The sequence below is a fragment of the Tunturiibacter empetritectus genome (assembly GCF_014201375.1).
Classification (GTDB): Bacteria; Acidobacteriota; Terriglobia; order Terriglobales; family Acidobacteriaceae; genus Edaphobacter; species Edaphobacter lichenicola_D.
The window spans coordinates 666,809-692,209 of the sequence record NZ_JACHDZ010000003.1 but is presented as its reverse complement, the minus strand read 5'-3'; the positions used below and the strand labels follow the sequence as shown (position 1 = coordinate 692,209).

At 58.3% G+C, this 25,401-nt stretch carries 23 protein-coding genes; 14 read left to right on the top strand and 9 right to left on the bottom strand.

Going from position 1 to position 25,401, the window contains the following annotated elements; all coding sequences use genetic code 11:
* Positions 1 to 9 precede the first annotated feature (9 nt).
* On the bottom strand, positions 10 to 579 hold the full coding sequence (locus HDF10_RS11995; protein WP_311732743.1) for a DinB family protein: 570 nt from the start codon (positions 577 to 579) through the stop codon (positions 10 to 12).
* A gap of 137 nt (positions 580 to 716) precedes the next feature.
* On the opposite strand from HDF10_RS11995, the gene HDF10_RS11990 reads away from it, so the two are divergent.
* Positions 717 to 1,370 carry a pentapeptide repeat-containing protein gene (locus tag HDF10_RS11990; RefSeq protein WP_183813589.1) on the top strand — a complete coding sequence of 218 codons (654 nt, stop codon included), beginning with the start codon at positions 717 to 719 and terminating at the stop codon, positions 1,368 to 1,370.
* A gap of 26 nt (positions 1,371 to 1,396) precedes the next feature.
* Here HDF10_RS11990 and HDF10_RS11985 read toward each other — a convergent pair whose 3' ends face one another.
* The 3 genes from HDF10_RS11985 to HDF10_RS11975 form a co-directional block, all read right to left on the bottom strand.
* Positions 1,397 to 2,839 carry a DUF418 domain-containing protein gene (locus HDF10_RS11985; RefSeq protein WP_183813588.1) on the bottom strand — a complete coding sequence of 481 codons (1,443 nt, stop codon included), beginning with the start codon at positions 2,837 to 2,839 and terminating at the stop codon, positions 1,397 to 1,399.
* A 343-nt stretch (positions 2,840 to 3,182) separates the two neighbouring features.
* Positions 3,183 to 3,431, bottom strand: a complete 249-nt coding sequence (locus HDF10_RS11980; RefSeq protein WP_183813587.1) for a hypothetical protein — start codon at positions 3,429 to 3,431, stop codon at positions 3,183 to 3,185.
* A gap of 156 nt (positions 3,432 to 3,587) precedes the next feature.
* Positions 3,588 to 4,049: a TonB family protein gene (locus HDF10_RS11975; RefSeq protein WP_183813585.1), complete on the bottom strand. Its 462-nt coding sequence runs from the start codon at positions 4,047 to 4,049 to the stop codon at positions 3,588 to 3,590.
* A 370-nt stretch (positions 4,050 to 4,419) separates the two neighbouring features.
* Between HDF10_RS11975 and HDF10_RS11970 the strand changes: the two genes are divergently transcribed.
* The 3 genes from HDF10_RS11970 to HDF10_RS11960 all read left to right on the top strand — a co-directional run bounded on the left by HDF10_RS11970 (position 4,420) and on the right by HDF10_RS11960 (position 6,064).
* Positions 4,420 to 5,121, top strand: a complete 702-nt coding sequence (locus HDF10_RS11970; RefSeq protein ID WP_183813583.1) for an ROK family protein — start codon at positions 4,420 to 4,422, stop codon at positions 5,119 to 5,121.
* Between the two features lie 139 nt (positions 5,122 to 5,260).
* Positions 5,261 to 5,650, top strand: a complete 390-nt coding sequence (locus HDF10_RS11965; RefSeq protein ID WP_183813581.1) for a DUF6979 family protein — start codon at positions 5,261 to 5,263, stop codon at positions 5,648 to 5,650.
* Positions 5,651 to 5,803: 153 nt separating this feature from the next.
* Positions 5,804 to 6,064, top strand: coding sequence for a GlsB/YeaQ/YmgE family stress response membrane protein (locus HDF10_RS11960; RefSeq protein WP_183762924.1), 261 nt, complete (start codon positions 5,804 to 5,806; stop codon positions 6,062 to 6,064).
* A 78-nt stretch (positions 6,065 to 6,142) separates the two neighbouring features.
* Here the strand turns inward: HDF10_RS11960 and HDF10_RS11955 are convergent, their stop codons facing one another.
* The 3 genes from HDF10_RS11955 to HDF10_RS11945 all read right to left on the bottom strand — a co-directional run bounded on the left by HDF10_RS11955 (position 6,143) and on the right by HDF10_RS11945 (position 11,334).
* Complete coding sequence (locus HDF10_RS11955; RefSeq protein WP_183813579.1) at positions 6,143 to 8,509, bottom strand: sensor domain-containing protein; 2,367 nt, start codon at positions 8,507 to 8,509, stop codon at positions 6,143 to 6,145.
* Between the two features lie 246 nt (positions 8,510 to 8,755).
* Positions 8,756 to 9,586, bottom strand: coding sequence for an alpha/beta hydrolase (locus HDF10_RS11950; RefSeq protein WP_260177834.1), 831 nt, complete (start codon positions 9,584 to 9,586; stop codon positions 8,756 to 8,758).
* A 197-nt stretch (positions 9,587 to 9,783) separates the two neighbouring features.
* Positions 9,784 to 11,334, bottom strand: a complete 1,551-nt coding sequence (locus HDF10_RS11945) for a GGDEF domain-containing protein (protein WP_183813577.1) — start codon at positions 11,332 to 11,334, stop codon at positions 9,784 to 9,786.
* Positions 11,335 to 11,681: 347 nt separating this feature from the next.
* Here HDF10_RS11945 and HDF10_RS11940 point away from each other — a divergent pair, with 347 nt between their 5' ends.
* The 4 genes from HDF10_RS11940 (at position 11,682) to pyk (ending at position 15,996) form a co-directional block, all read left to right on the top strand.
* The gene (locus HDF10_RS11940) at positions 11,682 to 12,842 is read left to right on the top strand and encodes a VWA domain-containing protein (protein WP_260177833.1); all 1,161 of its coding nucleotides are present in this window, start codon (positions 11,682 to 11,684) and stop codon (positions 12,840 to 12,842) included.
* A 137-nt stretch (positions 12,843 to 12,979) separates the two neighbouring features.
* On the top strand, positions 12,980 to 13,465 hold the full coding sequence (locus tag HDF10_RS11935) for a thioredoxin family protein (RefSeq protein ID WP_183813575.1): 486 nt from the start codon (positions 12,980 to 12,982) through the stop codon (positions 13,463 to 13,465).
* An 84-nt stretch (positions 13,466 to 13,549) separates the two neighbouring features.
* The gene (locus tag HDF10_RS11930; RefSeq protein WP_260177832.1) at positions 13,550 to 14,395 is read left to right on the top strand and encodes a YihY/virulence factor BrkB family protein; all 846 of its coding nucleotides are present in this window, start codon (positions 13,550 to 13,552) and stop codon (positions 14,393 to 14,395) included.
* A gap of 125 nt (positions 14,396 to 14,520) precedes the next feature.
* Positions 14,521 to 15,996 (top strand): pyruvate kinase, encoded by a 1,476-nt coding sequence (pyk, locus tag HDF10_RS11925; protein WP_183813746.1) that lies wholly within the window; start codon positions 14,521 to 14,523, stop codon positions 15,994 to 15,996.
* Positions 15,997 to 16,076: 80 nt separating this feature from the next.
* Here pyk and HDF10_RS11920 read toward each other — a convergent pair whose 3' ends face one another.
* On the bottom strand, positions 16,077 to 16,610 hold the full coding sequence (locus HDF10_RS11920; RefSeq protein ID WP_183813571.1) for a PEP-CTERM sorting domain-containing protein: 534 nt from the start codon (positions 16,608 to 16,610) through the stop codon (positions 16,077 to 16,079).
* Between the two features lie 336 nt (positions 16,611 to 16,946).
* On the opposite strand from HDF10_RS11920, the gene mutL reads away from it, so the two are divergent.
* Together mutL and pstS are read left to right on the top strand one after the other, a co-directional pair.
* Entirely contained in the window at positions 16,947 to 19,004 is a 2,058-nt protein-coding gene (gene mutL / locus HDF10_RS11915) for a DNA mismatch repair endonuclease MutL (RefSeq protein WP_183813569.1), read from the top strand.
* Between the two features lie 115 nt (positions 19,005 to 19,119).
* Complete coding sequence (pstS, locus tag HDF10_RS11910; RefSeq protein WP_260177831.1) at positions 19,120 to 20,214, top strand: phosphate ABC transporter substrate-binding protein PstS; 1,095 nt, start codon at positions 19,120 to 19,122, stop codon at positions 20,212 to 20,214.
* Here pstS and HDF10_RS11905 read toward each other — a convergent pair whose 3' ends face one another.
* Positions 20,215 to 20,697 carry a hypothetical protein gene (locus tag HDF10_RS11905; RefSeq protein ID WP_183813567.1) on the bottom strand — a complete coding sequence of 161 codons (483 nt, stop codon included), beginning with the start codon at positions 20,695 to 20,697 and terminating at the stop codon, positions 20,215 to 20,217. It lies immediately after the preceding gene.
* A 358-nt stretch (positions 20,698 to 21,055) separates the two neighbouring features.
* Between HDF10_RS11905 and HDF10_RS11900 the strand changes: the two genes are divergently transcribed.
* The 4 genes from HDF10_RS11900 to HDF10_RS11885 all read left to right on the top strand — a co-directional run bounded on the left by HDF10_RS11900 (position 21,056) and on the right by HDF10_RS11885 (position 25,400).
* Positions 21,056 to 23,329, top strand: a complete 2,274-nt coding sequence (locus HDF10_RS11900) for a hypothetical protein (RefSeq protein ID WP_183813566.1) — start codon at positions 21,056 to 21,058, stop codon at positions 23,327 to 23,329.
* Between the two features lie 5 nt (positions 23,330 to 23,334).
* On the top strand, positions 23,335 to 24,144 hold the full coding sequence (cmk, locus tag HDF10_RS11895; protein WP_183813564.1) for a (d)CMP kinase: 810 nt from the start codon (positions 23,335 to 23,337) through the stop codon (positions 24,142 to 24,144).
* Positions 24,145 to 24,407: 263 nt separating this feature from the next.
* Entirely contained in the window at positions 24,408 to 24,608 is a 201-nt protein-coding gene (locus tag HDF10_RS11890) for a cold-shock protein (RefSeq protein WP_013581125.1), read from the top strand.
* 135 nt (positions 24,609 to 24,743) lie between these two features.
* On the top strand, positions 24,744 to 25,400 hold the full coding sequence (locus HDF10_RS11885) for a Pr6Pr family membrane protein (protein WP_183813562.1): 657 nt from the start codon (positions 24,744 to 24,746) through the stop codon (positions 25,398 to 25,400).
* Position 25,401 lies beyond the last annotated feature (1 nt).

The following is a 25,401-nucleotide window of genomic DNA, read 5'->3' as shown; positions in this document are numbered from 1 at the left end:
GCGATTAAACTAAGCACCATACCCCGGACCACGTGCCCCGCACTCCTTCCAAATCCTCTCCCAATTCCAGATTCCGTCCGAAGCCTCATACGGCAACGGAGATCCGACCTGATGCGCGAGCATACAAACCTGCCCGCGATGGTGCGCTTCGTGAGCCAGCATATAGCACAGCATCTCCACGCCAACCGGCCACGCCGGAGCCCAGCCGTCTCTGCGAAACTTTTCGATGCGACCGCCACTCTCGTCGAGCGCTTCCGCCAACATCTCCCCGCAACGAGCGGCACTCTCGGCCAATCCAGCACGAGCCTGCTCCTGCGTGCAGTGCGCACGGTTCAGCAGTACAGGAACCTTCAGGTGGGGAGCCGTAAGCCTGACCCACTTGCAGCGGACGTTATGCATGTGCGTGAAGATCGCAGCAATGGAGCGAGTTTTGCCGAGTGGCTTTGCTCTCCACGCCGCAGCATCAAGATGTTCGATCAGCATCTGGTTCATGCGATCGTTGGCCGCAAACATCCGGACTGACGCACTGCCGAGCTGAGTACTAAGTTGAGCGTGAACCTCATTCGGACGTGTCGTCACGGCTCCTGCTCCTTGCCCCATAATACTTCCGCCCTATAGTACTTCCGGCCATCGCGCCGGCAAAGGTCGCAGCAATCATCGACGACGCTGCAAACGCATTGACGAGAAAATAGCGCCCCACATTTATTCTGAAAAGGATGGCGACGAAGACCAGGGGCCGCATCGCCCCCCAGATCGAACTCAATCTCCTCACCGGGACCTTCACCGATCAGCTCGAATCCGGACAGGTGAGTGATGCCATCGCGTCAGACACGGCCCTGCCACCGCTCCTCAGTCCACGCGGACAGTCCACCAGAATCGATCGCTGCCTATTGCACTCCGTTACGTTGGCCGATCCCAGGGCTTACGGCCTGCACCTGCACGACTCCCGCATCGAAAGCTCCGACCTGGCTAACGGCGACCTCAAGGGAAGTTCCATCGAGCGCGTCGAGATCACCTCAACGCGACTCACCGGAGCCATCTTCACCGAAGCCAGACTCAAAAGTGTCCTCTTCAAAGAGTGCAAGATGGACTTCGCTCTCCTGCGAATGGCGCACCTTCAACAGTGCGTCTTTGAGCGCTGCAATCTCACCGAGGCAGACCTCTACGGCGCCGATCTCACCGGCACCATCTTCCGGGACTGCGACCTCAGCCGCGCCGACCTCTCACACGCGAAGCTGGACCACGCAGACATACGCGGCTGCAGGATCGACGGCCTCCGCGGCACACCCACCACGATGAGTGGTCTCATCATCAGCCCGGATCAAGCCGCGCTTCTGATAACCCTCTTCGGCGTCCAGGTCGAATGGTAAAGTCCAATGGTAATCCGAGCAAGCGCTTATGCCATAGCATCGGCAACTACTGGTGACGGAGCCACAGCCCGAATGCGCATCGGCTGCCGCTTCCAATAAGTCAGCGACCGCCACACCCACTCCATCGGGCCAAACTCAAAGTATCGCAGCCAGATCGAGCTGAACGCCATATTGAAGATCCACATCCCCGCCACGGCATAGTAGATCTTGTAGTACTCCACATAGCCGTACCAGTGCCACGTGCCCCACACGAAGATCGTCTTCATGGTGAGGCTCGTCAGCAGATAATTCGACAGCGCCATCTGCCCCACTGCCGCTATCCGCGCCAGCAGCCACCGAAACACTCGCGCCTTCACCAAAATCAGGAGCAGCGCGGCATTTCCCAGCGCTCCTGCAATCCTCCCGATGTCGTAGGGAGCCTGCATCCAGATCAACGTCTTGAACATGTCGAAGTGTCCTGCCCAGGCTTTGTACGCGCCCACGCCAGTCACCGCCCACCCCACCCCCAGCCCGATCACCGCGATCCACGAGTACGTCTTCATGCTCAAGCGGCCAGGCAAAAAACCGTTCTTGTAAAGAGCCATGCCAAGCAACATCAGACCCACCCAGTCCCCGAAGCCGAAGTAAGCGCCCTTCAACTCCCCCATCAACACATTGCCCGCCACATGGCCCTGCGCCTTCCAATATCCCTTCTGCATCGCGGCGATGTCTTCGTACTTCTTCTTGTCGGGAGCACGCCACCGATCCTGCACGCTCTGCCACTTCTTCAGATCACCGATCTCATCCTCTGTCAGTGTCTGGTGCTGCGCCAGCTTCGCATTGGCCTTCGCCGCCGCTTGCTTCGCGCTGTACTCGCTTCCGTACTGCCCCCCCATCAGCAGAACGGAGTTGATAAACAGAATGATTCCCGCCGTCCACATCAGGCGCTTCACCCGAACATTACGGAAGGGAAACAGAAACAGCAGCGCCGCCACGCCGTAGTAGAACAGGATGTCGCCGTCCCAGATCAGGTAGCCGTGAATCATTCCGATCAGCACCAGCCACATATTGCGCCGCGTAAAGATATCCGCCGCCTTGATCCCTGCCCCTCGCGCCAGAGCCCGTTCCGTCAGCAGGATCACGCCTGCCCCGAACAGCATCGAAAACAGCGCACGCATCTTGCCCTCGGCAAAGATCCAGCGCAGAAACCACACCGCGGTGTTGATCTTCCAATGCGGCCCACTGAACACCGGCTTCACCGTGCTCAACGGGTAGAGGTAGTTGCGATATCCATAAGCAAAGTCGCAGATGTTCATCACCAGGATGCCCATCAGCGAAAAGCCACGCAGCACATCCATGCTGCCGATCCGCTCCCCACGCGCCACGGGTCGGGTTGCGCTCAAATCCACCTGCGCCGGCCCAGCCAGCTCCTCTGGAGTACCAGGCGCGATCACGCCCTCATCAGGATTCACTCCAGCCACACTCGCCATGACTCCTCCAGTATCCCCACAAGTCCCTGGCCCCAGAATCGCGTGCGCGTCGATTCACAGTATTTTTTCACCTGAAGTATTCCACCTACACCCCCGCCAATCAAGCGAAATCGCCCACCACAGCCCTTCCACCCACGTTCCTGGTCCCAAAACGGGCAGGGAATAGGACTCCCGCCGCGATCAGGCGCAGCCGCTCCCACCACCGAATCTCAACGACTGAATTAAGGAACGAAAAATAAAGAGGAACGAAAAATAAATCTGAAGAATGTGGCGTATTTTTGGACAGCTGATCCTATGGTGTTTCTTCACCACGTTTACCACGCATTCCACCACGATCACACCATCAAAAAACCACACCCAGCCACCATGTTTTGGCAAAAAACCCCAGAAACACCACCCTTTCACCGCGCAATAAAATTTCGCGAACTTCCCATCCTGCATCCAACCCCACATGGCCTCCTCCCCCACCCCGCCGCCTGAGAAAAGACAAGCCTTCTGCAGCCCGCTCCTGCTGATCGTCATCACCTGTGTCGTGGTCGGAGCGATCGCGCTCTTCCTCATACTGCGCCCCAATCCCAGCAGCAAAAGCCAAACCAGCCCTACCGCTCCTCCCGCCGCCGCCCAGCAATGACGCCACGATTTCGCAACGCAAACAAAAGGCAGACTCGTAAGAGTCTGCCTTTTAGCTTGATCCAAGCCTCCTCAACGATCTCTGCTGTGAGAGAAGGCTGCAGGTCAAACAGCGGAGCTAGCGCCCAGCGCGCAGAACAACAGCCAGATTGACGGGAACAGCAGTGGGCTGGTTATCCAGCGTGCCCGGAGTGAAGCGATACTGACTGACCGCGTTCAGAACATTGCGGTCCATCACAGGGTTGACCGACTGAACGATCTTTAGATCCGTCGGTTTGCCGCTCCCATCGACCGTCATCGCAACAACAGCAGTTCGATCAAACTGGGCCATTGGAGCGAAGTCGGCGTCTGATTCGACAGCGACGGTGTAAACCAACTTGGGAGCATTGACGCCGGTCGAGATACGAAGAGGGGCAGCGTTTGGAATGGAGCCGCGATCCGACTCAGAGCCAGTGAACGCTGGGGCAACTAGTGCAGAGCGCAGGTTAGTGCCAACGGTCTGGGTTTTTGCAGGCGAATTTGCCTGAGCGTGAAGCAACATGGGGGACAGGGCGAGGGTGGCCACAATGATTCGACGCATAATATCTATCTCTAGGGCAAGTGTGCCCAACACCACGATAATTCAATCAAAATATAAATGTCAATAAGATAACATAAAATAAGTAAATACCTTTTATTATCTAATAATTACTGTTTTAGTTTTCCATTTGGCATAGTAAAAAAACATGACGATAAGAGATTTCCGTATTCGTTATTTTTTCGCTTGTACGCAGTGAGAGCGGCCAGATTTTTTTGACTTGAACCCTGGCGTCAAGCTCATAAATAGCTCGCAGATTGGCGCTTAGAACCCGGAGCGTTCAGCCTCTTAAATGGCCATCGAGCGGCCAACAAAAAAACTCCCATCGAGACCGGTCCAGCGACCTCTCCAAACACTGCTAACATGCAATTCAATGAAAGTTCTGGTCATCGACATCGGAGGCACCAACGTAAAGGTCGCCTCCACAGATATGCGCGTCCCTATCAAGATCCCCTCCGGTCCTGCCATGACCGCCGAACAGATGACTAAGGATGTCCTCGCGGCCACCGCCGGCTGGACTTACGACTGCGTCTCCATCGGCTATCCCGGTCCGGTCGTCCACCATCGTCCAATCGCCGAGCCTCATAACCTTGGCGGAGGCTGGATCGATTTTCCTTACGAGAAGGAGTTCGGCAAGCCTTTACGCTTCATCAACGATGCTGCGATGCAGGCTCTCGGCGGCTACAAGGGCGGCCGCATGCTCTTCCTTGGCACCGGCACCGGCCTGGGCTCGGCAATGATCTTCGATGGCGTCATCATCCCGCTCGAACTCGCTCATCTGCCTTACAGGAAGGGATTCACCTACGAACAGTACATCGGTCTCGTGGGACTCGAACGTCGTGGTGTCAAGCGCTGGAGGAAGTCGGTTCTGGACATCATCAGCCGCCTCAAAGCCGCGATGGTATGCGACACTGTCCTGCTCGGTGGTGGCAACGCCAAACTGATGAAGTCCCTGCCCAACCACGTGATCCTGGGCGCTAATACCAACGCGATCGACGGTGGCATCAAGCTCTGGCAGGACAACCCTGGTACTTCCAAGCCGACAAGCCCCTCGGCAAAATCTTCAAAGTCCTGAGCATGCAGAGTGCAACCGAAGGCGATTCGCCGAGTCATTGTTTCGCTTTTGAAAGTCTTCAGTCGGAGCGCAAGCACAACGTTTACGACCAGAGATCGCACCCCACCTGTAATCTGAAACAATTCATACCGGAGACAGCATGGCTAACAAATATGGCGAAGCCGCTCTCATCGCGGCCCGCATGGATACTTACGGCAAGTCCATCACACCTGCAGCTCGCTGGGAGCAGGCGACCGCAAAACTCTATCCGACCAGCCCCTCGGCCCAGCGAAAAGGAGGCCCCCGGTTCGCCTTCCTTAGCCTCTGTGAAGCCGGTCTGGTCAAGGGAATTCCTGCCGGACAATATGCTCCATCCAACAAAGCCAAGGCTTATGCCCTTCGTGCCGTGGCGCTACTCAACGCCGGCACGCACAAAACTGTCAACGCACTCTGGGCCGAGGTCACCGACGGCGAAGACATAGCACACAACAGCCAGATGGACGTCGTTCTGGCCCTTTGGAAGAACGACCTGATCGTCCGCGGCGCCTAGCTCATCGTCACATCCGGTCCGAGCGGTCTCCCACAGAAGGAATCTACATATCCCGGCATCAAACCCTTGCATCCGCAGCAAGTAGGAGTATTCTTCTTCCATCAATCGAGACGTATCCGGCCGCCCCGGAAAACCAAACATGGAGGAACAGCGATGCTTCATTTGCTTTGGACGGCTCTTATCGGTCTCATCGTCGGCGCACTCGCCAAACTGATCATGCCAGGCAAAGAGCCCGGCGGCATCTTTATAACCATGTTGATCGGTATAGCGGGGTCCTTCCTTGGGACCTTTCTCGGCCGCGCTATTGGTCACTATGAGCCTGATCAGTCCGCTGGCTTTTTGATGTCGCTTATTGGCGCCCTCATCTTGTTAGGCATCTATCACCTGATTCGTCGCAGTCGGGCAACTACTTAGAAGTTTTTTTTTATTTTTTCAATGACTGCTACGGCCGAGGGAGATTTCTCCGTAATCGATGTTGCGTCACGGGGCCCTCTACCGAACCAACCCGATTGCCGGCTCCGACGCACGAGCGGCAGGGCCATCGGCGTACTGTCGTACCACGTCGCTAAACTCCGCCATAGCCACTGGTTTCGCAATGAAGTTGCCCTGCGCTTCGTCGCACTTTCTCCGCAACAGGAAACGCATCTGCTCATCGGTCTCGACGCCTTCTGCTACTACCTTAATGTTGAGTCCGTGAGACATTGCAATTATCGTTCGAACCACTGCGGCGGCGTTGGCATCAGTTCCAGCCTTCTTCACGAAGCTCTGATCGATCTTCAAGCGATCGACCTGATATTCCAGCAGATACGAGAAACTGCAGAATCCAGTACCGAAGTCATCAATGGATATTCCGACTCCCAGCTCCCTCATCTTCTGCAACTTGTCCAGAACATGTTCCGAGTTGACCATCAGCATATTTTCCGTGATCTCGATCTGCAGTTTCTCTGGAGACAGACCGCTCTTCGACAGGGAATGTTCAACAATAGGAACGAGATTTTTTTGCTGAAACTGCCGCGGCGACAGATTGATTGAAACCGTTAGATCCATGCCAAGCTCGTCCTGCAGCGCCTTTCCCTCGCAACATGCGGTCATAAAGGCCCATTCCCCGATCGGCACAATCAGCCCCGTCTCTTCCGCCAACGGAATAAATTGCGACGGCGAGATGCTCCCCAGTCTGGGATTGGTCCAACGCAGTAACGCTTCCATTCCGGTCACCGCTCCGGTGGTCAAAGAGATCTGCGGTTGGTAGTGCATGCTGAGCTCTTTATTCGCCAAGGCGTGTCGTAGCGCATGTTCCATCGTCAGGCGCTCTGCCGTCTCCTTCAACATGCTTTCGCTGAAGATTTGAAACTGGTTCCGCCCATTCTCCTTTGCCGCGTACATCGCCGAATCTGCCCGTTTCAGCAGGTGCTTGGCATCGCTTGCGAAGTCGGGATAGATGCAGACTCCGACACTCGCGGTCACGTGCACCAGGTGCTCTTCGATTGAGATCTCCGGCGATAGCGTAGCAACAAGATTCACTGCGCATTGTTCCACGTCGTCCACGGTGGTGATGTCCGGCATGACCACCACAAACTCGTCCCCTCCTATCCGCGCCACCACATCAGTGCTGCGTACCGAGCGACGCAGTCTATGGGCCGCCTCGACCAAAATCTGGTCTCCCGCCGAATGTCCCAGGGAGTCATTGATACGTTTGAAGTGATCCAGATCGATCACAAAGACCGCGACCTTCGTCCCGTAACGTCGCGCCAGCTCCACCGTCTGGACGGTCTTGTCCTGCAGGAGCGCGCGCCCTGTCAGCCCCGTCAATTGATCATGCGTGGCGAGATGAGTCACATACTCCATCATCTGCCGCCGATCCGTAATATCGAATGCGATGCTCACAAAGCCGGTTACCTCTCCCGCCTCGGTCTTCACGGCTCTCATGGCCAGATTGATTGGCGTTCGTCCGCCGTCGCGTCTGATCAGCGTCCACTCCTGCTCCTCCATCTCTCCCTGGGCTGCCCTCGTCGTCAGAACTTCGAAGCCGTATTTTTCCAGCGTCGCGGAGGAGTCAATCGCGACCGAACTCCCCAACAGCTCTCGCTCGTCGTGCAGCACGGTCAGCGAAGCCTTCCCGACTAACTCCTCGCTGCGATACCCAGTGAGCCTCTCTGCCTCCCCGTTCATTGCCGTAATCATTCCCGAAATATCGGTTGCGACGATGCTGAAGGGAGCGTTCTGAAAGACAGAGCCGGTAAACTCCGCCAGGTGGGCATATCGCTCCTGAGTCGCCTTGGCTTCGCTTATATTGCTGAACGTGATGGCCAGCCCATCTCCGAGCTTGACCACCTGGGTTCGTAGCCACGTCGCCTTGACACTCGCGTAATCTACGGGAAACTCTTCGTTGAGTGACTCCCCGGTCTCGACAACCCTGCAAAACCTGGCGAACATCGGCCCCGTTGCCTTTATCGGAGTTACTGAGCACAAAGTATGTCCGAGGAGCTCGGAACGTGATCGTTCGATCAGTCTCTCGACGTTGGCATTGACGTAGAGAACCCGGAAGTCCACGATCCTGCCTTCTTCGTCTCGCACGGATTCAAAGAGCCCAAAGGCGTCCAGGCTCGTCTCAGCGGCTGCCAAAAACTGCGAATGCGCCTGCTCGGCTCCTCTTAGCTTCTCTACCCGGCTGCGTTCGCGCCACAACGCCCACAGGGCAACGGCAGTGCCAGACATCGCAATAAAGATGGTGCTCAACTTCCCGAACTCGGCCCCATGCTCGATTCGCCAGAGCCCTGCCACCACCAGCGAAACCGGCGCTGCTATAAGAATCGTCTTCCAAACCCAGGATCGCTGGGATTCGAGCGCAGAAGCCTTCAAGAAATACCTCGAAAAACAAGTCAGGATCGTGCCAGCATCGTGTCTCTCTATCCTCGTCAACGCCGTAACCGAACGAAGCAACTTCTTTCGCCGTCAAAAAATGCGTGCTGCCGCGCAACTTGTAAACGTTTGCCTTCGACCTTTTATTCCACAGCGATACCAAATGCAGTCTATTCGTTCCTCGCAGCCTGGGATCAACTATTTTGCTCCATCTGTGTTGAAGAGCACAACAATCTCTCCGTCACACTATTCCTGCGACATCCAGCCGTGCATCTCCATCCAGTTCGCGAGCAGAGTCGGATAGATGGCCAGCTCGGCCATTCCTTTCATCCCCTGCGCCATTCCCGTCCCGTGCTGTCCCCGCTCGAAGATGTGCAGCTCCGCGGGGACACCGGCTTCCTTCAATGCGTCGTAGAACGCCGTCGCATTGAGTGGACTTACTTGCTGATCGGCCGTCGTAGAGAAGATAAAGCAGGGAGAGGTATTCTTCGTCACCAGCTTCACCACCGAGACCGAGTCCAGCATTGCCTGCGTCGGATGGTTGCCCAGCAGCCCCTCCAGGTTAGTCTTTCTGGGTATCGAGGCGTCCATGGTAAACCGGCCATAGGAGACAATGGCGAAGTCGGGCCTGTCGCTGACTCTATCAATTGGGTCCGCAGCGCTCGCGGCGCCCTTATCGTTTACCGCTGCGAGATAACCTGCCAGGTGACCACCCGCGGAGAAGCCCCAAAGCCCGATCTTATCCTTCGCCACTCCCAACTCTGCAGCGTGGCTGCGCACATAGCGCATCGCCCGCGCACCATCCAGCATTGGAGAAGGGAAGTGGTATCGCGGCCCGAGCCGGTACGCCAACACAAAAGCTGTCACGCCATGCGCATTAAGCCAACGCGCCTCCTCCCCACCTTCCTTTTCGATCGCAAGGTGAACATATCCTCCCCCTGGCATCACGATCACTGCAGAATGCACGCCGGCGCCGGGGGCGGGATACACATACATCTTTGGAATGTCACCTTCCTCTTCTCCCAACGCACCTGGCGCTCCGTTCGGCCATAGCACGATGGTCTTTGCGAATCCCATCGGAGGCTTCGTTACCGTTGCCTCCGCTGTAGCGTGCGCCGAGGTAGCTGCTGTAGCCGAGTTTGAAGCGCAACCCACTCCAGACAGCGCACAGAAACATCCAACTGTCAGCCAAAGAAGTGGTCGCATCATCCCGTCAAAATACATGCTTCTCAACCCATTGCCATTGCAACAACACGAGATGGCAGATCCGCGGCTCAGACCGTCGAATCCGCAGTGAACATCTCGCTCTTTGGCATCAATGCCGCTGCCGACTCTACCCGGTTTCGTCCCAGATACTTGGCACGATACAACGCGTGATCGGAGGCCGTCAGCAAAGATATCACCGTGGTATTCCGGTTCGGTACCTCCGCCGCCACACCTACGCTGATGGTTTGGATTCCAAGTTGATTTCCCGAGTGCGGCACCTTGAGGGATGCGACGGCCTCGCGGACGTCTTCACCGACTTGCATCGCAACTTCGATTGTCGTGTTCTGGAGGATCACGGCAAACTCTTCGCCCCCAAAGCGTGCTGCGATCTCAGCTTTACCCTGCAGCGCACTGGCAATCACCTTCGCAATGCAGCGCAGACATTCATCTCCGCCAACATGTCCATTGAGGTCGTTATACGCCTTGAAAAGATCCACATCGATCAGCAGCAGTGCCAGCGACTGCTCCTCCCGCATCGCCCGATACCATGCCACCTCCAGCCTCTCATCAAAGGCTCGCCGGTTCGCCAGGCCGGTCAGCGCATCCGCATTGGCCAGCTCGCGGTATCGCAGTTCGCTCTTCTGCAACGAAATCTCGAGCGCCTTACGTTCCTCAAGCAGAGCCGCCACCGGAAAGAAGGTGAAGAGGGCCACCGCAAGGAAGATCTGCTCAACCACAATCTTATGAAGCAGATTTGTACCAGTGATCAACATCAACGGCCCATGTCCGGTGACGGTGAACCAGATCGAGATCAGTGCAATCACAAAGACGGCGAGTACAGTGCCAGGGAAACCCAGCCGAAACACCACCAGCAACAGCGCGGGAAAGATGAAAAAGATGAGCGGGTCTTTGCTGTGGCTGAACACCAGTGCTGTCGCGGCGGCAGGAACCATCAGCAACAACAGTGTTCTCGGCAGCTGCTGACGGTGGAGCATCGTAAAGAAACCCGGCCGCTGCAAGATAAAGACCAGCGGCGCGATGATCGCCATGCCCAGCACATCGCCCAGGTACCAGGTGCGAAACAGCATCCACCAGGGGCCTGCGTTCACAAAGAGCATCGTCCACGAAGCTCCCAGTGCACTGGTCACAGCCGTTGCCCCAACGACCGCGACGCCGAGAAAGCCCAGCAAAGGAAGGCGCTTCGTCAGCAGCAAAGGGCTGCCGAACCAACGCGTCAACAACACGGACGAGGTAATGACCTCCACGGAGTTGGCAACCGACACGCCGATCGCCAGTCGCAGCGGATCGCCGTAGAGGACATCGGCCAGCGTATCGGCCAGGAAACCTGCGATGAAATAAGGGATCCAGGTCTTCTTCGGACGCGTAACCACCAGCGCAAACAAAAGTCCGTTGGTAAACCAGATCGTCGCAACCCCATCCGACTGTCGCGAAAGCACGATTCCCAGCCAGGAAAACAGCAGCAGAGTGAAGAACGTGGCGGTCAGGTGCACCCAACGAATAGACTCAGAGCGCGATTGGGCATAAGTGGCCTCAGGAGCAGCACAATCAGCCAACCCCACCTCCAGCGACGCTTCGCCAACAGTCTTGCTTAGGTCCATTGCGTTCTATTTTCCAGCATCTCCAAACCCACTCAGAATACTGCAATGGGAGTGTCAACAGGTTATAGCGTGGAGCAATCCTGCCTGTCATTCGCCATGCTTCTTCAGAAATTTCCGCTCACAATCGCGAAGAGCTGCGGGGGTGCGGCGGTTTCAGAGTTCGATGACCTACAACGACCACATGGGCCGAGAATTTACTCAAGCACCCCACTTGACCCGAAAAGGAGCAAGGAGGAGCAGATTGAAACGATGACTCGATAGTAGCAAGTCAAAGATTTCTCGTCAGCAAAAACGTCAGGTCTGCCCCTGAATTGAAACCCCATCAAGCCGGGGTCGTCTAAACTCACATGACCGCCCCCTCCTTACTTTGGCCCTTTCTGATGGCCGTTGTCTTCCTCAGCCCTGCCCTCCACGTTACGGACCTCGCCGCGCAGCAAAAAAACTCTCCCTCCGATCAGTCTCCTCCACCCGCCGGGGGCACGATCGCAGTTGACGCCCGTCTGGTCAATCTCCCCGTCGTCGTCCGTGACAAAAAGGGAGCACTCATCCAGAACCTGACAAAAGACGACTTCACCCTCCAGGTGGACGGTAAACCACAGACCATTCGCTACTTCGACAAGGACACCAATCTCCCCCTTACCCTCGGTCTTCTAGTCGACATCAGCCAGTCCCAGCGCAGCGTACTGGACGAAGAACGCACCGCCAGCAGCACCTTCCTCGACCAGATGCTGACCAACCCGAAGGATCAGGCCTTCATCATCCAGTTTGCGCGCCAAACCGAGCTGCTGCAGGACCTCACCACCTCGCGCCCGCTTCTCCAGAAGGCGCTCAAAGAGATCGATACTCCAAGCCCCAACTCCGTCGACGACGATAGCGACAGCCGACGTCACAGTCGGGGTGGAACCGTTCTTTATGACGCTCTCTTTCTGGCCTCCGACGAGCTGATGAGCAAGCAGACCGGCCGCAAAGCCCTGATCATCCTCTCCGATGGCGTCGACCGAAACAGCAAGGAGAATCTCGTCCGATCCATCGAAGCCTCGCAGCGGGCCGATACCGTCATCTACGCCATCTACTTCAAGGGAGAAGAGACCCATCCGCAGAACAACAACCAACAGCGCGGCCGCGGCGGCTACCCTGGCGGTGGCCTCCCCGGAGGCGGATATCCTGGTGGAGGTGGCGGCTACCCCGGCGGTCGTGGCGGGGGCTATCCTGGTGGAGGCAACGGTGGCGGGAACGGGGGGAACTATCCCACCCAGAGCCACGTCGACGGAAAGAAGATCCTCGAACGTATGGCACAGGAGACCGGCGGCCGCCTCTTCGAGGTCAAGAAAAATCAAGACGTCGCTCAGATCTATAACCAGATTGCGGAGGAGCTCCGGGCACAGTACCGCCTCGGTTATACCCCCACTCAGGACGCAGCTTCCAACGGCTACCATCAGGTCGCAGTCGACATTCACCAGAAAGGCCTCGTCGTCCAGACCCGCGATGGTTACTACGCCGGGAAGTAACTCTCGCCGTCTTCGCGCGTCATAGTTTTGCGTCACTCCGTGATCTTCATGCATCATCGATAGACTTCCGGATATTCGGATCGCATGAGATATCCGATCGCAACGAGCGTCCTCACAGTCCCACGAACAAGGCCTCTATGAACACGACACATCGCATCATCCGCACTGTCGCAGTAGTGCTTCTAGCGCTCACTCTTACCCCGCTCACTCCGGCCTCTGCTCAGGCTGTCTTCACGGTCAACCGGAACCTCTACTCCGAGACCGCCAATGCCAGTGCCGACATTGCCGCCGCAATGGTCACCGCCCGCCGCGAACACAAGCGCATCATCCTCGACTTCGGTGCAAACTGGTGCGGCGACTGCCAGGTTCTGGACTACTACTACCGCCAAAGCCCCAATGCGGAACTCCTCGCCAAGCACTTCCTTGTTGTGCACATCGATACCGGCCATGTGGACCATAACGTCGATGTGGCAAAGAAGTATCATGTTCCCATCGCCCATGGCATTCCTTCTCTCGCTGTCATCGACGCTCACGGCAACCTCCTCTACGCCGAACACGAGAAGGAGTTCGAGCACACCAGCGTTGAAGCCGTCACGGCTTTCCTCAACCGGTGGAAGGCATAGTCCGTCTCCTTCGTCCCCTGGACGTCTCCCATGAGAAGACTCCTCCGTCTCCCCAGAATCCTTCATGGAACACTGCTCCGGGCAATGAGGCACGATAGCCTCAACCTCGCCCAGTCCACCGCTTACTCGGCGATGGTGTCACTCTTTCCAGCCCTCATCGTCGCTGCCGCCGTTATCAGCATGGTTCCCGATACAACTCCCCTGCGCTTCCAGTTCGCGCTCTTCTTCGACCGCATTCTCCCTCCGGACGTCAGCCCCCTGCTGCAAAGTTATTTTGTCGCTTCACCACAAACCATCCGTTCCACCCACGCCCTGGGCGTTGCGGCGCTCGTCAGCCTCATCGGCGCCTCCAGCGTCCTGGCCACGATCATGGAAGGCCTGCGCCGTGCGAACGACCTCCCGTTCGACTGCTGGACCTTCTGGCAGCGGCGCTTGCGAGCACTCCTTCTGGTTCCCCTCTCGCTGGTCCCCTTCGCGCTCGCCAGCATCCTTGTGGTCTTCGGTCACTTCATCACAACCTGGCTCGCCCTGCACATCACACCCTCCGCCCGTACCCCGGTCTATATCCTTGCTCTGCTCATTCGGTGGAGCGTCGCGCTTACCGGCAGCATAGGCGTCACCGCCCTCATCTATCACATGGGAACTCCCATGCAGCAGTCGTGGAAGCGTACCCTCCCCGGGGCCTTCGTCTCCACCGCCATGTGGTTTCTTGCCACCGTCGTCTTCGGCTGGTATGTCACACGTTTCGCCAACTACTCTCAGGTCTACGGCTCCCTTGGCGCCGGCATAGCGCTTCTCTTCTGGCTCTACATCATCTCGCTCTGCGTTCTCTGCGGAGCCGAGTTCAACGCCGAATTTCACGCTCGTTTCTTCCACCCTCATCTGCCTCATTCCAAACCCGCGCCCCCAAATACCCTCCTGCCCGGTTAGAATGGCCACGGCAGGTAAAACTCACTGGCCATACCATCATTCCTTCGCGATGGTGAGAAAGTTTCCGCAAGCGACCCATGAAGAAATCTGTGAACTCAATGCCCAACGTTGCCCCCTTTGCCGCAATGGAGCGTGGTCGCCGCGCCAAGATCGTCGCCACCCTCGGCCCCGCTTCCAGTACGCCGGAGATATTTCGCCAGCTGGTCCGCGCCGGACTCGACGTCGCCCGCCTGAACTTCTCTCATGGCACCCACGAGCAAAAGACCGAACTCATTCGCATGGTCCGCAAGATCTCGAAAGAGGAGGGCAAGCCCATCTGCATCCTCGCCGACCTGCAAGGCCCCAAGATTCGCACCGGCAAGCTCAAAGGCCATAAGCCCGTGCAGCTTATCGCCGGCAAGCGCCTCACCATCACCCCGCAAGAGATCGAAGGCACAGCCGCTCTGGTCGGCACAACCTTCAAGACGCTCGCTGAAAACCTCGAGCCCGGCTCACGCATCCTGCTCTCCGACGGCCTCATCGAGCTGCGCGTCGAAGCCGTCAAGGGCGTAGACGTAACCTGTGAGATCATCAACGGCGGTATGCTCGGCGAAAACAAGGGCATCAACCTCCCCGGCATCGCCGTCAACGTCCCCTCCCTTACCGAGAAGGATGAAGAGGATCTCATCTTCGCCATCGCTCAAGGGGTAGATACCGTCGCCGTCTCCTTCGTCCGCACCGCCGACGATGTACGCCACGTGAAGAATCGTTTGGCCGCTCTCAAGTCCGACGCATGGGTCGTCGCCAAACTCGAAAAGCCACAGGCCATCGAGCACCTCGACAGCATCCTCGAAGTCACCGATGCCATCATGGTCGCCCGCGGCGATCTGGGGGTGGAGGTTCCACCAGAAAAGGTTCCGGCGATCCAGAAGCACATCATTCGCCGAGCCGCCGAGTTCCGCAAACCCGTCATTACCGCGACCCAAATGTTGGAGTCGATGATCGACAACCCGCGCCCCACCCGCGCCGAGGCGTCAGACGTCGCCAACGCCATCTACGACGGCACCGACTCTGTCATGCTCTCCGGCGAGAGCGCCGCAGGCAAGTACCCCGTCGAAGCCGTTGCCATGATGGCCAAGATCATCACCGAGACTGAGCACCAGATCCGCCTCGATCCTCGCCCTGCCCTCGGCCATCACCCCAGCGTCCGCCTCTCCATCGCGGAGACCATCTGCGAGTGCATGTCGCACGCAGCCGACGACCTCGACGTAGCCGCAATTGCCATCTTCACCGAAAGCGGCATGACGGCACGGCTTCTTTCGAAGTACCACCCCGATCCACCCATCTTCGCGCTCTCGCCCTTCGAGAAGGTCATCAACCGCTGCATGCTTCTCTGGGGCACCTCCCCTATCCTCTGCGCGCGCTTTCGCGATACGGACAAATTGGTCGACATGGCCGAACAAATCCTGGAAACGCAAGGTCATGTTCACCAGCGCCAGATCGTCGGCATCGTCGCCGGTACGAGGACCAAATCCGGCGCCACCAACTTCATGCGGTTACACATGGTTGGGGATCGCGACACCGAGGTCGCCAGGGCGAGGGCCTCGAAAAAAAGAAAGTGAACCGCCAGGCCGCGGGTGCTTTAGCCCTTAACGAAACAAAAGCCACCTGCCATAAGGTGGCTTTTGTTTGCCTACAAGGCTTAGGTGGTAAGACGGCGACGCATGACACCAGCTGCTCCCAGGATCCCCGTGCCCAGAAGGGCAAGCGTTCCCGGTTCAGGAACCGGAGAGGTAGATGCGATCTTTTCTACGTCGATGTTGATGTATTCAGTGATATCCCAATTGCTTTTCGAAGGATCCAGGTCGGCAACTTCAAATAAATTGAGGAAGCCACCCTGTCCAATGTTGACCCTGTCTCCCCCGCTTCCAAGCTGAAACGAGACCCCTTGGGTATCGAAGTTATAGGCTCCAAACAGGAAACCAGGGCTGTAGAGCAGGTTGTCGTTGTTATCGAAGGCGTTGACGCTGAGCAGGTTGGAGATGGCCTGATTATCAACGATTCCCGATATATTGGTGATGGTGTAGACGCCGCTGCCGTTTGCGGATGCCGTTATGGTCCCCGATCCATTGAAAGCTGAGCCGGTGAAGTTGAAGGAGAACGTGTCTGCGTGAGCTGCCGACGTGCAAGCAACAGCCAAGGCAAGGATGCAAAGTCCAACAGTTCTAAGTTTCATAACACTCCATAAGTGCCGAATGAATGCCGTTCCAACCATCTGGTTGCATTCTGATAGCCAATTCAGATCCCGCAGGAAGTCCGTAAATTCGGTCTTTTTTAGCGCATACGCAAGATTGCCACTTTGTCAGTGTGCAAATTTTTGCCATGCAAAGTGGAACTAAAATTCCCTGCGAGAAGACAGTGATATCCTCTATCTCTTGATATAAGTTGACTAAACTTACAAAGGGCCATAGTTTCACTTCTCGCGTCGGAATTTTTTACCTGACGGCACACCTTCAAGACATCTCCGATACACCTCACGACATCTCAAGATCGCTCCTCGTACAATCGACCTATGGGCCGCATTCGCATCCTTTCCGACCTCGTGGCGAACCAGATCGCCGCCGGCGAAGTCGTCGAACGACCCGCCTCCGTCGTCAAAGAACTCCTCGAAAACTCCCTCGACGCTCAGGCCACCCGCATCCGAATCGAGGTCGAAGCCGGAGGCCGCAAGCTCATCCGCATCACCGACAACGGTCACGGCATGGTGCGCGACGACGCTCTTCTCGCCTTTGAGCGCCACGCCACCTCAAAGCTCCGCAGCGCGGACGACCTCCTCTCCATCGCCACCCTGGGCTTTCGTGGAGAAGCCTTGCCATCGATCGCCAGCGTCTCCCGCCTCCAACTCGAGACGCGCGTCGCCGAAGAGGCATCAGGCACCCTGGTCGAGATCGCCGGCGGCAATATCCTCCGTGTCGAAGACGCCGGCCTTCCCGTCGGCACCACCATCACCCTCCGCGATCTCTTCTTCAATACCCCCGCCCGCCGCAAATTCCTCAAGTCCGAGCAGACCGAGCTCTCCCATATCGCCGCCCTCGTCACGCACTACGCGCTCGTTCATCCAACAAAACACATCGAGCTTCACTCCTCCACCCAGGCTCTCCTCGTCGCCCCCGCCGTTGCCAATGCCGCCGAACGCCTCTTCCAGATCTTCGGCAGAGACACCAGCAACTACATGCTCCCCACCACAGCCGAACTCGACTTCACCCGAGCCGGCCTCCCCGAACCCCCGCCCTGGAAGCGCGAAGAAGACTACGAAACGCCCGATCCCGGCTTCCTCCGCATGACAGGCTTCGTCTCCAAACCCGAACTGCAAAAGCTCAATCGCAACTCCATCTACGTCTTCGTCAATCAGCGTCTCATCCGCGACAAACTCATCCTCCACGCGCTCTCCGAGGCCTACCGCAACATCCTCCCCCCAACCTCCTACCCGGTCGTCCTGCTCTATCTCGAGATGCCCCCCCAAGAGGTCGACGTAAACGTCCACCCAGCAAAAACCGAGGTCCGCTTCCGCCAGCCAAGCTTCGTGCACGACTTCGTCCGCGACACGATCCGAACCACGCTCATGCAGGCCCGTCCCGCCGCGAGCTTCGCCACCGCGCTTCAGAAGGGCCCGCAAGGCATCTCAAGCTCTCTCCTTATCGACGTAAGCCCGCTCCCCGGCCCTCCCGATGGCAGCGACGCTATCCCCCAACCAGTCTTCGACCCCACGCATCCACCATCTACCTTCAAAGACCATCAGCGGGCTCCTCTGAGTGTCGAAGGCGAAGGCGCCCTCTATTTTTCGAACGGCTCCGAAACCGCCCAGTGGGACAATCCAACCTCAGCTGAAACCATAAAGTCCCCCACCTTCTACCTTGCCGCTCCCATCGTGCCACCCTCTCCCGGCCGCTTCGCCTTCTCCGGGCACTCGATCCCCATCGGTTACGAATCCACCGACGCCGAATCCACTTACGAATCAGCCTCGCCTCAGCAAGCCGACACGCTCACCGCGCTTTCAACCCTCAAGCCACTCGGCCAACTCCGCGACTCCTTCATCCTCGCCACCAACGAAGAGGGGCTCTGGATCATCGACCAGCATGTAGCTCATGAGCGCATCCTCTTCGAAAAGGTTCTCCGCGACCGTGACACCGAACAGATTCAGCGACAGCGTCTGCTCATGCCTCTGCTCATCGACCTCCTCCCCGCCCAAATGATCACCTTCGCCGAGATCGCCGAAGAGTTGGAGCGCAACGGCTTTGAAGCAGAGCCCTTCGGCCCTCGCACTCTGGCAGTCAAGGCTGCACCCATCGGTCTCGAGGGCCGCGAGCTTGAGCACCTCCTCGAAGAAGTCCTGGCCATCCCCGACCGCAATCGCCAGACCGAGAACTCCGAAGCCCGCCGTCGTCGCATCGCAGCCTCCATCGCCTGCCACGCCGCGATCAAGATCAATCAGCCCCTCGAACACTCGAAGATCGAATGGCTGCTCGACGCCCTTGGAAAGACCGAGCACCCCACCGCGTGCCCTCACGGCAGACCCATCGCCTTGCGCTACTCCTATAAGGACATTGCGAAGGCCTTCCAGCGCATCTAACTCCATAAAGACTCAGCCTCTGTAAAGACTCTGCAAATATGCCCCTCTGGCGGCAACCATCTCTCCATGGTCATGCAACCAAACTAATATCCATCTTCGTTCCACTGGAGAACCTATGCGCAAATCCATCGATAGCCCCCGTCTCCGATCAGCCTATGTTCTCTGTTTTGCATCCGCTCTTTTTATGGTCTCCCTTGCGGGCTGCAAATCAAGCTCCGGCGGCAGCGAAGCTCAGAGCGTGGAACTCAACGGCGCTGGAAGCACCTTCGTATATCCCGTAATGTCCCAATGGACGTCCGCTTTCGCCAACGCCCACTCTAACGTCCGCATCAACTATCAATCCATCGGCTCTGGCGGCGGCGTCCAGCAGGTCAAGAACGGCACAGTCGACTTCGGCGCCTCCGATGCCGCGCTCAACGACGATCAACTCAGCGGCATGAAGCCCGTCATCCAGATCCCCGAATCCGCAGGCCCCGTCTGCATCACCTACTCGCTGCCCGGCCTCGCCAAGCCGATCCAGCTCTCCTCAGACGCCATCGCAGGCATCTTCCTCGGCAAGATCACCTCCTGGCACGATCCCATCCTGGTCAAAGACAACCCCGGCGTCGCTCTGCCCAACACCAAGATCCTCGTCGCCCACCGCACCGATGGCAGTGGCACCACCAACGCCTTCACCACCTATCTCTCAGCCGTTAGCCCGGAGTGGCAGCAGAAGGTCGGCAAGGGCAACTCCGTCGACTGGCCCGTCGGCATGGGAGGCAAGGGAAGTGAGGGTGTCACCGGCCAGGTCCGTCAAACTCCCGGAGCCATCGGCTACGTCGAACTTACCTTCGCCCAGCAGAACAAGCTGCCCGTAGCCTCGGTCAAAAACCTCGCCGGCAAATACATCCTGCCCGATACCTCCAGCACCACCGCCGCCATCGCAGCCTTCACCGATCAGCTCTCCAAAGACCCGCGCACTCCCATCGTCAACGCCCCCGCCTCCGCGCCGGACGCCTACCCGATCTCCACCCTCACCTTCCTCATCATCCCGAAGGACGGCCCCGACGTCGCCAAGCGAACGGCCCTCAGAAACTTCATCCAGTACGTCATCACCGACGGACAGGCCGCTGCAGCCACACTCAACTACGCCCCGCTCCCCGACGGCGTCAAAGCCTACGACCGCCAGCAGGTCCAACTAATGACTGCCGCGGGCCAGCCAATCCCATAATCATGCGCGCCTGAGTTGGCGACGCACGTGAGGCAGGTTCAGATAAACACACCACCACATGCCGATAAGGAAGCAAAAGGGTATGAAGAATATTCCGAACCCTTCATCTGGGCCAGCTCGCTCAGGATGATAAAGGTCATAAACGAAACCTCCGCTTAGGAGGAGAAACATGACTCCAAATAGCATGGCCAGGTATGCAGCCCACAGTTGTCTCTTCCTAAGAGCTGAAGCAGCACAAAAGATCAGATATGTAATTGCAGCGGAAACACACATACCGATCAGCATCAGCGGCCACGATTGAGGGCGTAAGGTCGAAGCTCGTCCTGTTAGAACTTGAATCGCGAGAACGATCAGCAGCAGAGCAAAACCAAGTGGGTAAATGGCGAATATGCAGCCTACACTCGCGAGCAGGCCAGCACTGACGCGTAAGCCCACTAATTCCGGCTCATCTTCTGGAGGAGAGTTATCAGCTCGAAATTCCATTGTGCTGCAGCCTCTTGGTAGCGCAACGGTAGCATACAAGGTTTCGCAGCTTGCTTGTATTCCCTGAACGATCGCGCCAACGGTTTCGCTTCCTCTCCGGTTGGTCTGAATTGAGGTTCCTTGAAAACGAGGTTATAGATAACTTGGTTGCCCAGGTTTCAATCGACCCGCTACCAATTCCTTCACTCATCCACGGAACCCCGCCGCTTTGCGGTATTCTTATAAAGACATACAAAAAGCATCTCAGCGCATCCGGCCGCTTATCGCTCGAATCCAATCTTTTAGTGTCATCCTTTTAGCCCAGGCTAAGGATATGTTGTAGCGCGAGCCCCGCTCCGCCCAGCAGGAAGGCAACACCTTGAGTAACCTAAGCACTCCCACGGCTGACCAGCTCGCCGCCGCCCGTCTCGCGCATTGGCATCAAAACACCGATCCCATCCTCACCCTCAACATGCTTCGCGACTGGCTCAACACCTCAGGCCTGGTCTTCTTCACTCCCCGCGCCGCACAGCTTCCCGCTCCCGCGCCATCCTTCGTCGAAGCCATCCTCGGCACCCCCAACGCCACGCCTACCCTCGCCGACACCGACCAGTCCCGCAGCCTCCTCTCCCGTCTCATCCTCGACAGCGGCGCCATCCCGCTCAATCTCCTCGGCTCACCCAGCGGCACCGGCAGTGAAACACCCGACTTCATCGTCTCCCCGCTCGCCTTCCCCTACATCTTCACCCTGCGCGGCGACAAGGCCTGGAAGCAGCCCCCCACCACCAGCGGCGCCACGAAGGTCTCCCCGCTCGCCCTCAACACCTACACCCTCCTCGCCGAGCGAGCCAAAGACCACTCCACCGGCATGAGCTCCTACGACCTCACCACGCAGCTCGGCAAAGAGGTCACCGAAACCGCCGTACTGCGCTCTCTCACCGAACTCTGGCAGCACCTCCGCGTCATCCCCGTCCCCCAGCCCGATGGAGCAGCCACACTCTGGGAGCTCATCACCACCCGTTTCACCAAGCAGATCAAGGCCGGAGCCAACGCCGGACAGCCCACTGCCCTCTCCGCACTCATCTCTCTCTATCTCGGTCAGGCCATCGTAGCTTCTGAGGAGGACATCGAGACCTTCCTCTCGCCCATCGCCGCCCGCTCGCGCATCCGCGATGTCATCCACGCTCTCATCTCCGCGCGCCAGTTGGAGACCATTGCAGTAGAAGGCCGCACCGTCCTCCACGTCACCGGCGAACTCCCCGCCTTCCTCGCCATCGCCGCTCCCGCACCGGACGACGTCGACTCCATCGCCGCCACCACCGAAGGCCACAGCGCCGAATCCGCCGAGGAGACCGGCCGCATCAAGAAGTTCATTCCCAAGCCCCGCAAGGTCGGCACTGGATTTGTAACCAAACCTGGTCGCAGTTCAGAATCAACTCCTTCCCCACGCGAGCGCCGCCCATTCACTCGCGAATCCAACCGCCCCGACCGCCCCAGCTTCACCAAGCCCTGGGAAGAAGAGAAGGCCGACCGCCTCGCCGCAGCGAAGTCCTCCTCCGAGGTGCCAAACGAAGGCGACAGTGCCGAAGCACCCCGCACTCCTCGCACCTACAAGCCCGCCTCTGACCGAGCAGGGAAGCGGCCCTCCTTCGGATCGAAACCATCCTTCGGCGCAAAGCCCTCGTTTGGCTCGAAGCCTGCTTTTGGATCAAAGCCATCCTTCGGCAGCCGCCCCAGTTTTGGCAGCAAGCCAGCGTTCGGCAGCAAGCCCCGCTTCAGCAGCGATCGCCCCACTACCGGCGGCGACCGCCCCACCTACCGCCGCAGCGCAGACTCAGGCGAAAGCCGCCCACCCCGTCGCGAATACACTCCGCGCCCCTACAACGACTCCTCCGCCGGAGAAGGCGACCGTCCGCGCAAGACCTTCTCCAAGCCAGGCACCTTCGGCCGCAAGCGCGAAGGCTTCGCCGGGAAGCCCAGCTTCAGCCGCGACAGCAGCGACTCCCGTCCACCCCGCCGCGATTTTGGCGACGCTCGCCCCCCACGCCGCGACTTCGCGCCCCGTCCCGACGCAGACTCCGGTGACGCCCGCCCACCTCGCCGCACCTTCGGCGACAGGCCAGCCAAGCCCAGCTTCGGTGGCCCCCGCAAACCCGGCAGCTTCTCCGCCCGCCCGCAACGCAGCTTCGACGGCGGCGACCGCACCAACGGCTTCGCTCCGCGCAAAAACTTCTCCCGTGACACCCCCGCCACCCGCGACACCCGTGACTCCGAAGCCCGACCCCGTCGCACAGAGGGCCGCGCAGCACGTCCCGACGGTCCCCCCTTCCGCAAGTTCGACGCACCTCGCACCCCGCGTCCCAAGGGCACCTTCGAAGGCAAACCCAGCGGCGGCTTCGGCGAGAAAAAACCGTACAGCAAAACCGGCAGCAGCTTCGGCGCCAAAAAGCCATACAGCAAATCGGGCGGCAGCTTCTCAGGCGGCAGCTTCGCCGGCAAATCCACTGGCAGCTTCGCCGGCAAAAAACCCTACAGCAAATCCGCCGCCGGAACCGGCAAACCCGCCAGCACCTTCGACAAGTTCAAGGGCAACAAGAAGCCCTTCGGCAATCGGCCTCCCGCCCGCAAGTTCAAACGTGAGGAAGGGGAATAAGCCGGATGACGCAGCCGCACGTGGACTCCGCACCCGCAACGCAGCCTGAAACCAAAAAGCGCCAGCGCCCCGTCATCGCCATCGACGGGCCTGCTGGAGCCGGCAAAAGCACCCTCGCCGCTCATCTCGCCCGCCGCTTCGGATTCCTCAATCTGGAGACCGGCGCCATGTACCGCGCTCTCGCCCTCAAAGCCATCGACAACGACTACGACTTCGACGACGAGGCCCCGCTCCTGGACCTCGCCGCCCACACCCGCATCACCCTCGAGCCGCAACTTGAAGGCAACCGCGTCCTGCTCGACGGCCGGGACGTCTCCCGTCGCATTCGCGAGACCGATGTCACCAACGCCGCCTCCAAAGTCTCCGTCCACCCGCAACTTCGCGCCTGGATGGTCCACCAGCAGCGCCTGCTCGGTGAGGCCGGTGGGGTTGTCATGGAAGGCCGCGATATCGGCACCGCCGTCTTTCCCGACGCAGAAGTCAAGATCTTCCTCGACGCCGCCCCCGAGGTTCGCGGCAATCGCCGCTACCGCCAGGCCGCTCCCACATCGAACATTGGATCGAACGCCGACGAACCGACCGCCCGCCAAAACTCCAGCCGTCAGTCTCCCGATCCCATCTCCGCCGAGCAGCAGCGCCTTAACGAAGAGGCCGTCCTTCGCGAACTGAAAGACCGCGACTACCGCGATCGCAACCGGGCCGAATCACCCCTCAGGCCCGCCGCAGACGCAGTCATCCTCGACTCCACGTCAATGACCCTCCACGAGGTGCTGAATCAAGCCGAAGAGATCGTCCGAACCCACCTCAAAGCATAACGCTGCGTGATACTTAGCATTGTGGTAGTACGTTTGTCGAATCCGCCGAACCCCGATATCCTCAACTACGCCCTAAAATTCACATTTCTTGCACTATAAATAGTGCAGTTGTAACTATTTAGGAGAATAAGTAAAAAAAACTTGGCAACTGTGCTAACCTTCACACATCGTTTGAAACAGATTGGATTTCTGCAAAGCTCGTACTGTACGAACCCCGATTTGGATCTAGCGGCAAATTCAACAGTAATAAGGAAATAACGGATATGGAACAGGGAACAGTGAAGTGGTTTAACGATGCCAAGGGGTTTGGCTTTATCAGCCGTCAGAATGGCGAGGATGTATTCGTACACTACTCGGCGATCAATTCGAACGGTTTCAAGAGCCTTCAAGAGGGCCAGGCTGTACAGTTCAACGTGGTAAAGGGACCCAAGGGTTGGCAGGCGTCTGACGTCCAGCCTCTCTAGTCTTTAGCACTACGACTACAGCGACAACCAAGTTTTGCGGAAGGGATGGCCTCGGCTATCCCTTTGCGCGTTTTTAACGTATGCTTTCCTGAAAATCGGGGATCTTCTTCCCCTTTCTGCTATCGTGGTGGCGCGATGCCGAAGACGGGAACACTCAAACAGACCTCTCTCGTCCTCATAGCCCTTATCGCCTGGCTAGCCGTCCTCGTACAGATCATCTCAGCGACAAAAGGACTGGTCGCAGATGGTCGCTCCCTAATCTTCGGGGTCATCAACACACTCAGCTACTTCACGATCCTCACAAACCTGCTCCTCGCCATCGTAACGACCGCGTGCTTTCTTCGCGGCGACGCCGACACCCTCCTTACCCGTCCCTCCACGCAGTCGGCTGTCGCGCTCTATATCTTCGTTGTAGGGCTTATCTACACGCTCCTGCTCCGTGCGACTTGGAGTCCAACCGGTCTCAACGCAGTCCTGGACACAGCCTTGCACGACGTGACGCCGGTCCTCTACGTCCTCTACTGGCTTCTCTTCGTTCCCAAAGGCACCCTGCGCTGGAGCCTGCCCCTCTACTGGCTCGTCTATCCTCTGCTTTACGTTGCCTATTGCATCCTTCGCGGAGCATTAACCGGCTTCTACCCCTATCACTTCGCCGATGTCACCCTCCTCGGGTACCCTCGAGCACTCCTCAACACAGCCTTCCTGCTGCTAGGTTTCTGGGTCCTGGGGATGGTTCTCGTCGCCATCGACCGGCTTCTAGCGAGATCACGCTCCGCCTCCACCAAAGCCTGAA

What these genes read in the sequence shown, in the direction of transcription:
- HDF10_RS11945 (WP_183813577.1), bottom strand. Translation starts at nt 11,334, where the DNA reads ATGGACCTAAGCAAGACTGTTGGCGAAGCGTCGCTGGAGGTGGGGTTG.
- HDF10_RS11950 (WP_260177834.1), bottom strand. Translation starts at nt 9,586, where the DNA reads ATGGGATTCGCAAAGACCATCGTGCTATGGCCGAACGGAGCGCCAGGT.
- HDF10_RS11885 (WP_183813562.1), top strand. Translation starts at nt 24,744, where the DNA reads ATGCCGAAGACGGGAACACTCAAACAGACCTCTCTCGTCCTCATAGCC.
- HDF10_RS11970 (WP_183813583.1), top strand. Translation starts at nt 4,420, where the DNA reads ATGAAAGTTCTGGTCATCGACATCGGAGGCACCAACGTAAAGGTCGCC.
- HDF10_RS11890 (WP_013581125.1), top strand. Translation starts at nt 24,408, where the DNA reads ATGGAACAGGGAACAGTGAAGTGGTTTAACGATGCCAAGGGGTTTGGC.
- HDF10_RS11960 (WP_183762924.1), top strand. Translation starts at nt 5,804, where the DNA reads ATGCTTCATTTGCTTTGGACGGCTCTTATCGGTCTCATCGTCGGCGCA.
- HDF10_RS11975 (WP_183813585.1), bottom strand. Translation starts at nt 4,049, where the DNA reads ATGCGTCGAATCATTGTGGCCACCCTCGCCCTGTCCCCCATGTTGCTT.
- cmk (WP_183813564.1), top strand. Translation starts at nt 23,335, where the DNA reads ATGACGCAGCCGCACGTGGACTCCGCACCCGCAACGCAGCCTGAAACC.
- HDF10_RS11905 (WP_183813567.1), bottom strand. Translation starts at nt 20,697, where the DNA reads ATGGAATTTCGAGCTGATAACTCTCCTCCAGAAGATGAGCCGGAATTA.
- HDF10_RS11935 (WP_183813575.1), top strand. Translation starts at nt 12,980, where the DNA reads ATGAACACGACACATCGCATCATCCGCACTGTCGCAGTAGTGCTTCTA.
- pstS (WP_260177831.1), top strand. Translation starts at nt 19,120, where the DNA reads ATGCGCAAATCCATCGATAGCCCCCGTCTCCGATCAGCCTATGTTCTC.
- HDF10_RS11940 (WP_260177833.1), top strand. Translation starts at nt 11,682, where the DNA reads ATGACCGCCCCCTCCTTACTTTGGCCCTTTCTGATGGCCGTTGTCTTC.
- HDF10_RS11930 (WP_260177832.1), top strand. Translation starts at nt 13,550, where the DNA reads ATGAGGCACGATAGCCTCAACCTCGCCCAGTCCACCGCTTACTCGGCG.
- HDF10_RS11920 (WP_183813571.1), bottom strand. Translation starts at nt 16,610, where the DNA reads ATGAAACTTAGAACTGTTGGACTTTGCATCCTTGCCTTGGCTGTTGCT.
- HDF10_RS11965 (WP_183813581.1), top strand. Translation starts at nt 5,261, where the DNA reads ATGGCTAACAAATATGGCGAAGCCGCTCTCATCGCGGCCCGCATGGAT.
- mutL (WP_183813569.1), top strand. Translation starts at nt 16,947, where the DNA reads ATGGGCCGCATTCGCATCCTTTCCGACCTCGTGGCGAACCAGATCGCC.
- HDF10_RS11985 (WP_183813588.1), bottom strand. Translation starts at nt 2,839, where the DNA reads ATGGCGAGTGTGGCTGGAGTGAATCCTGATGAGGGCGTGATCGCGCCT.
- pyk (WP_183813746.1), top strand. Translation starts at nt 14,521, where the DNA reads ATGGAGCGTGGTCGCCGCGCCAAGATCGTCGCCACCCTCGGCCCCGCT.
- HDF10_RS11990 (WP_183813589.1), top strand. Translation starts at nt 717, where the DNA reads ATGGCGACGAAGACCAGGGGCCGCATCGCCCCCCAGATCGAACTCAAT.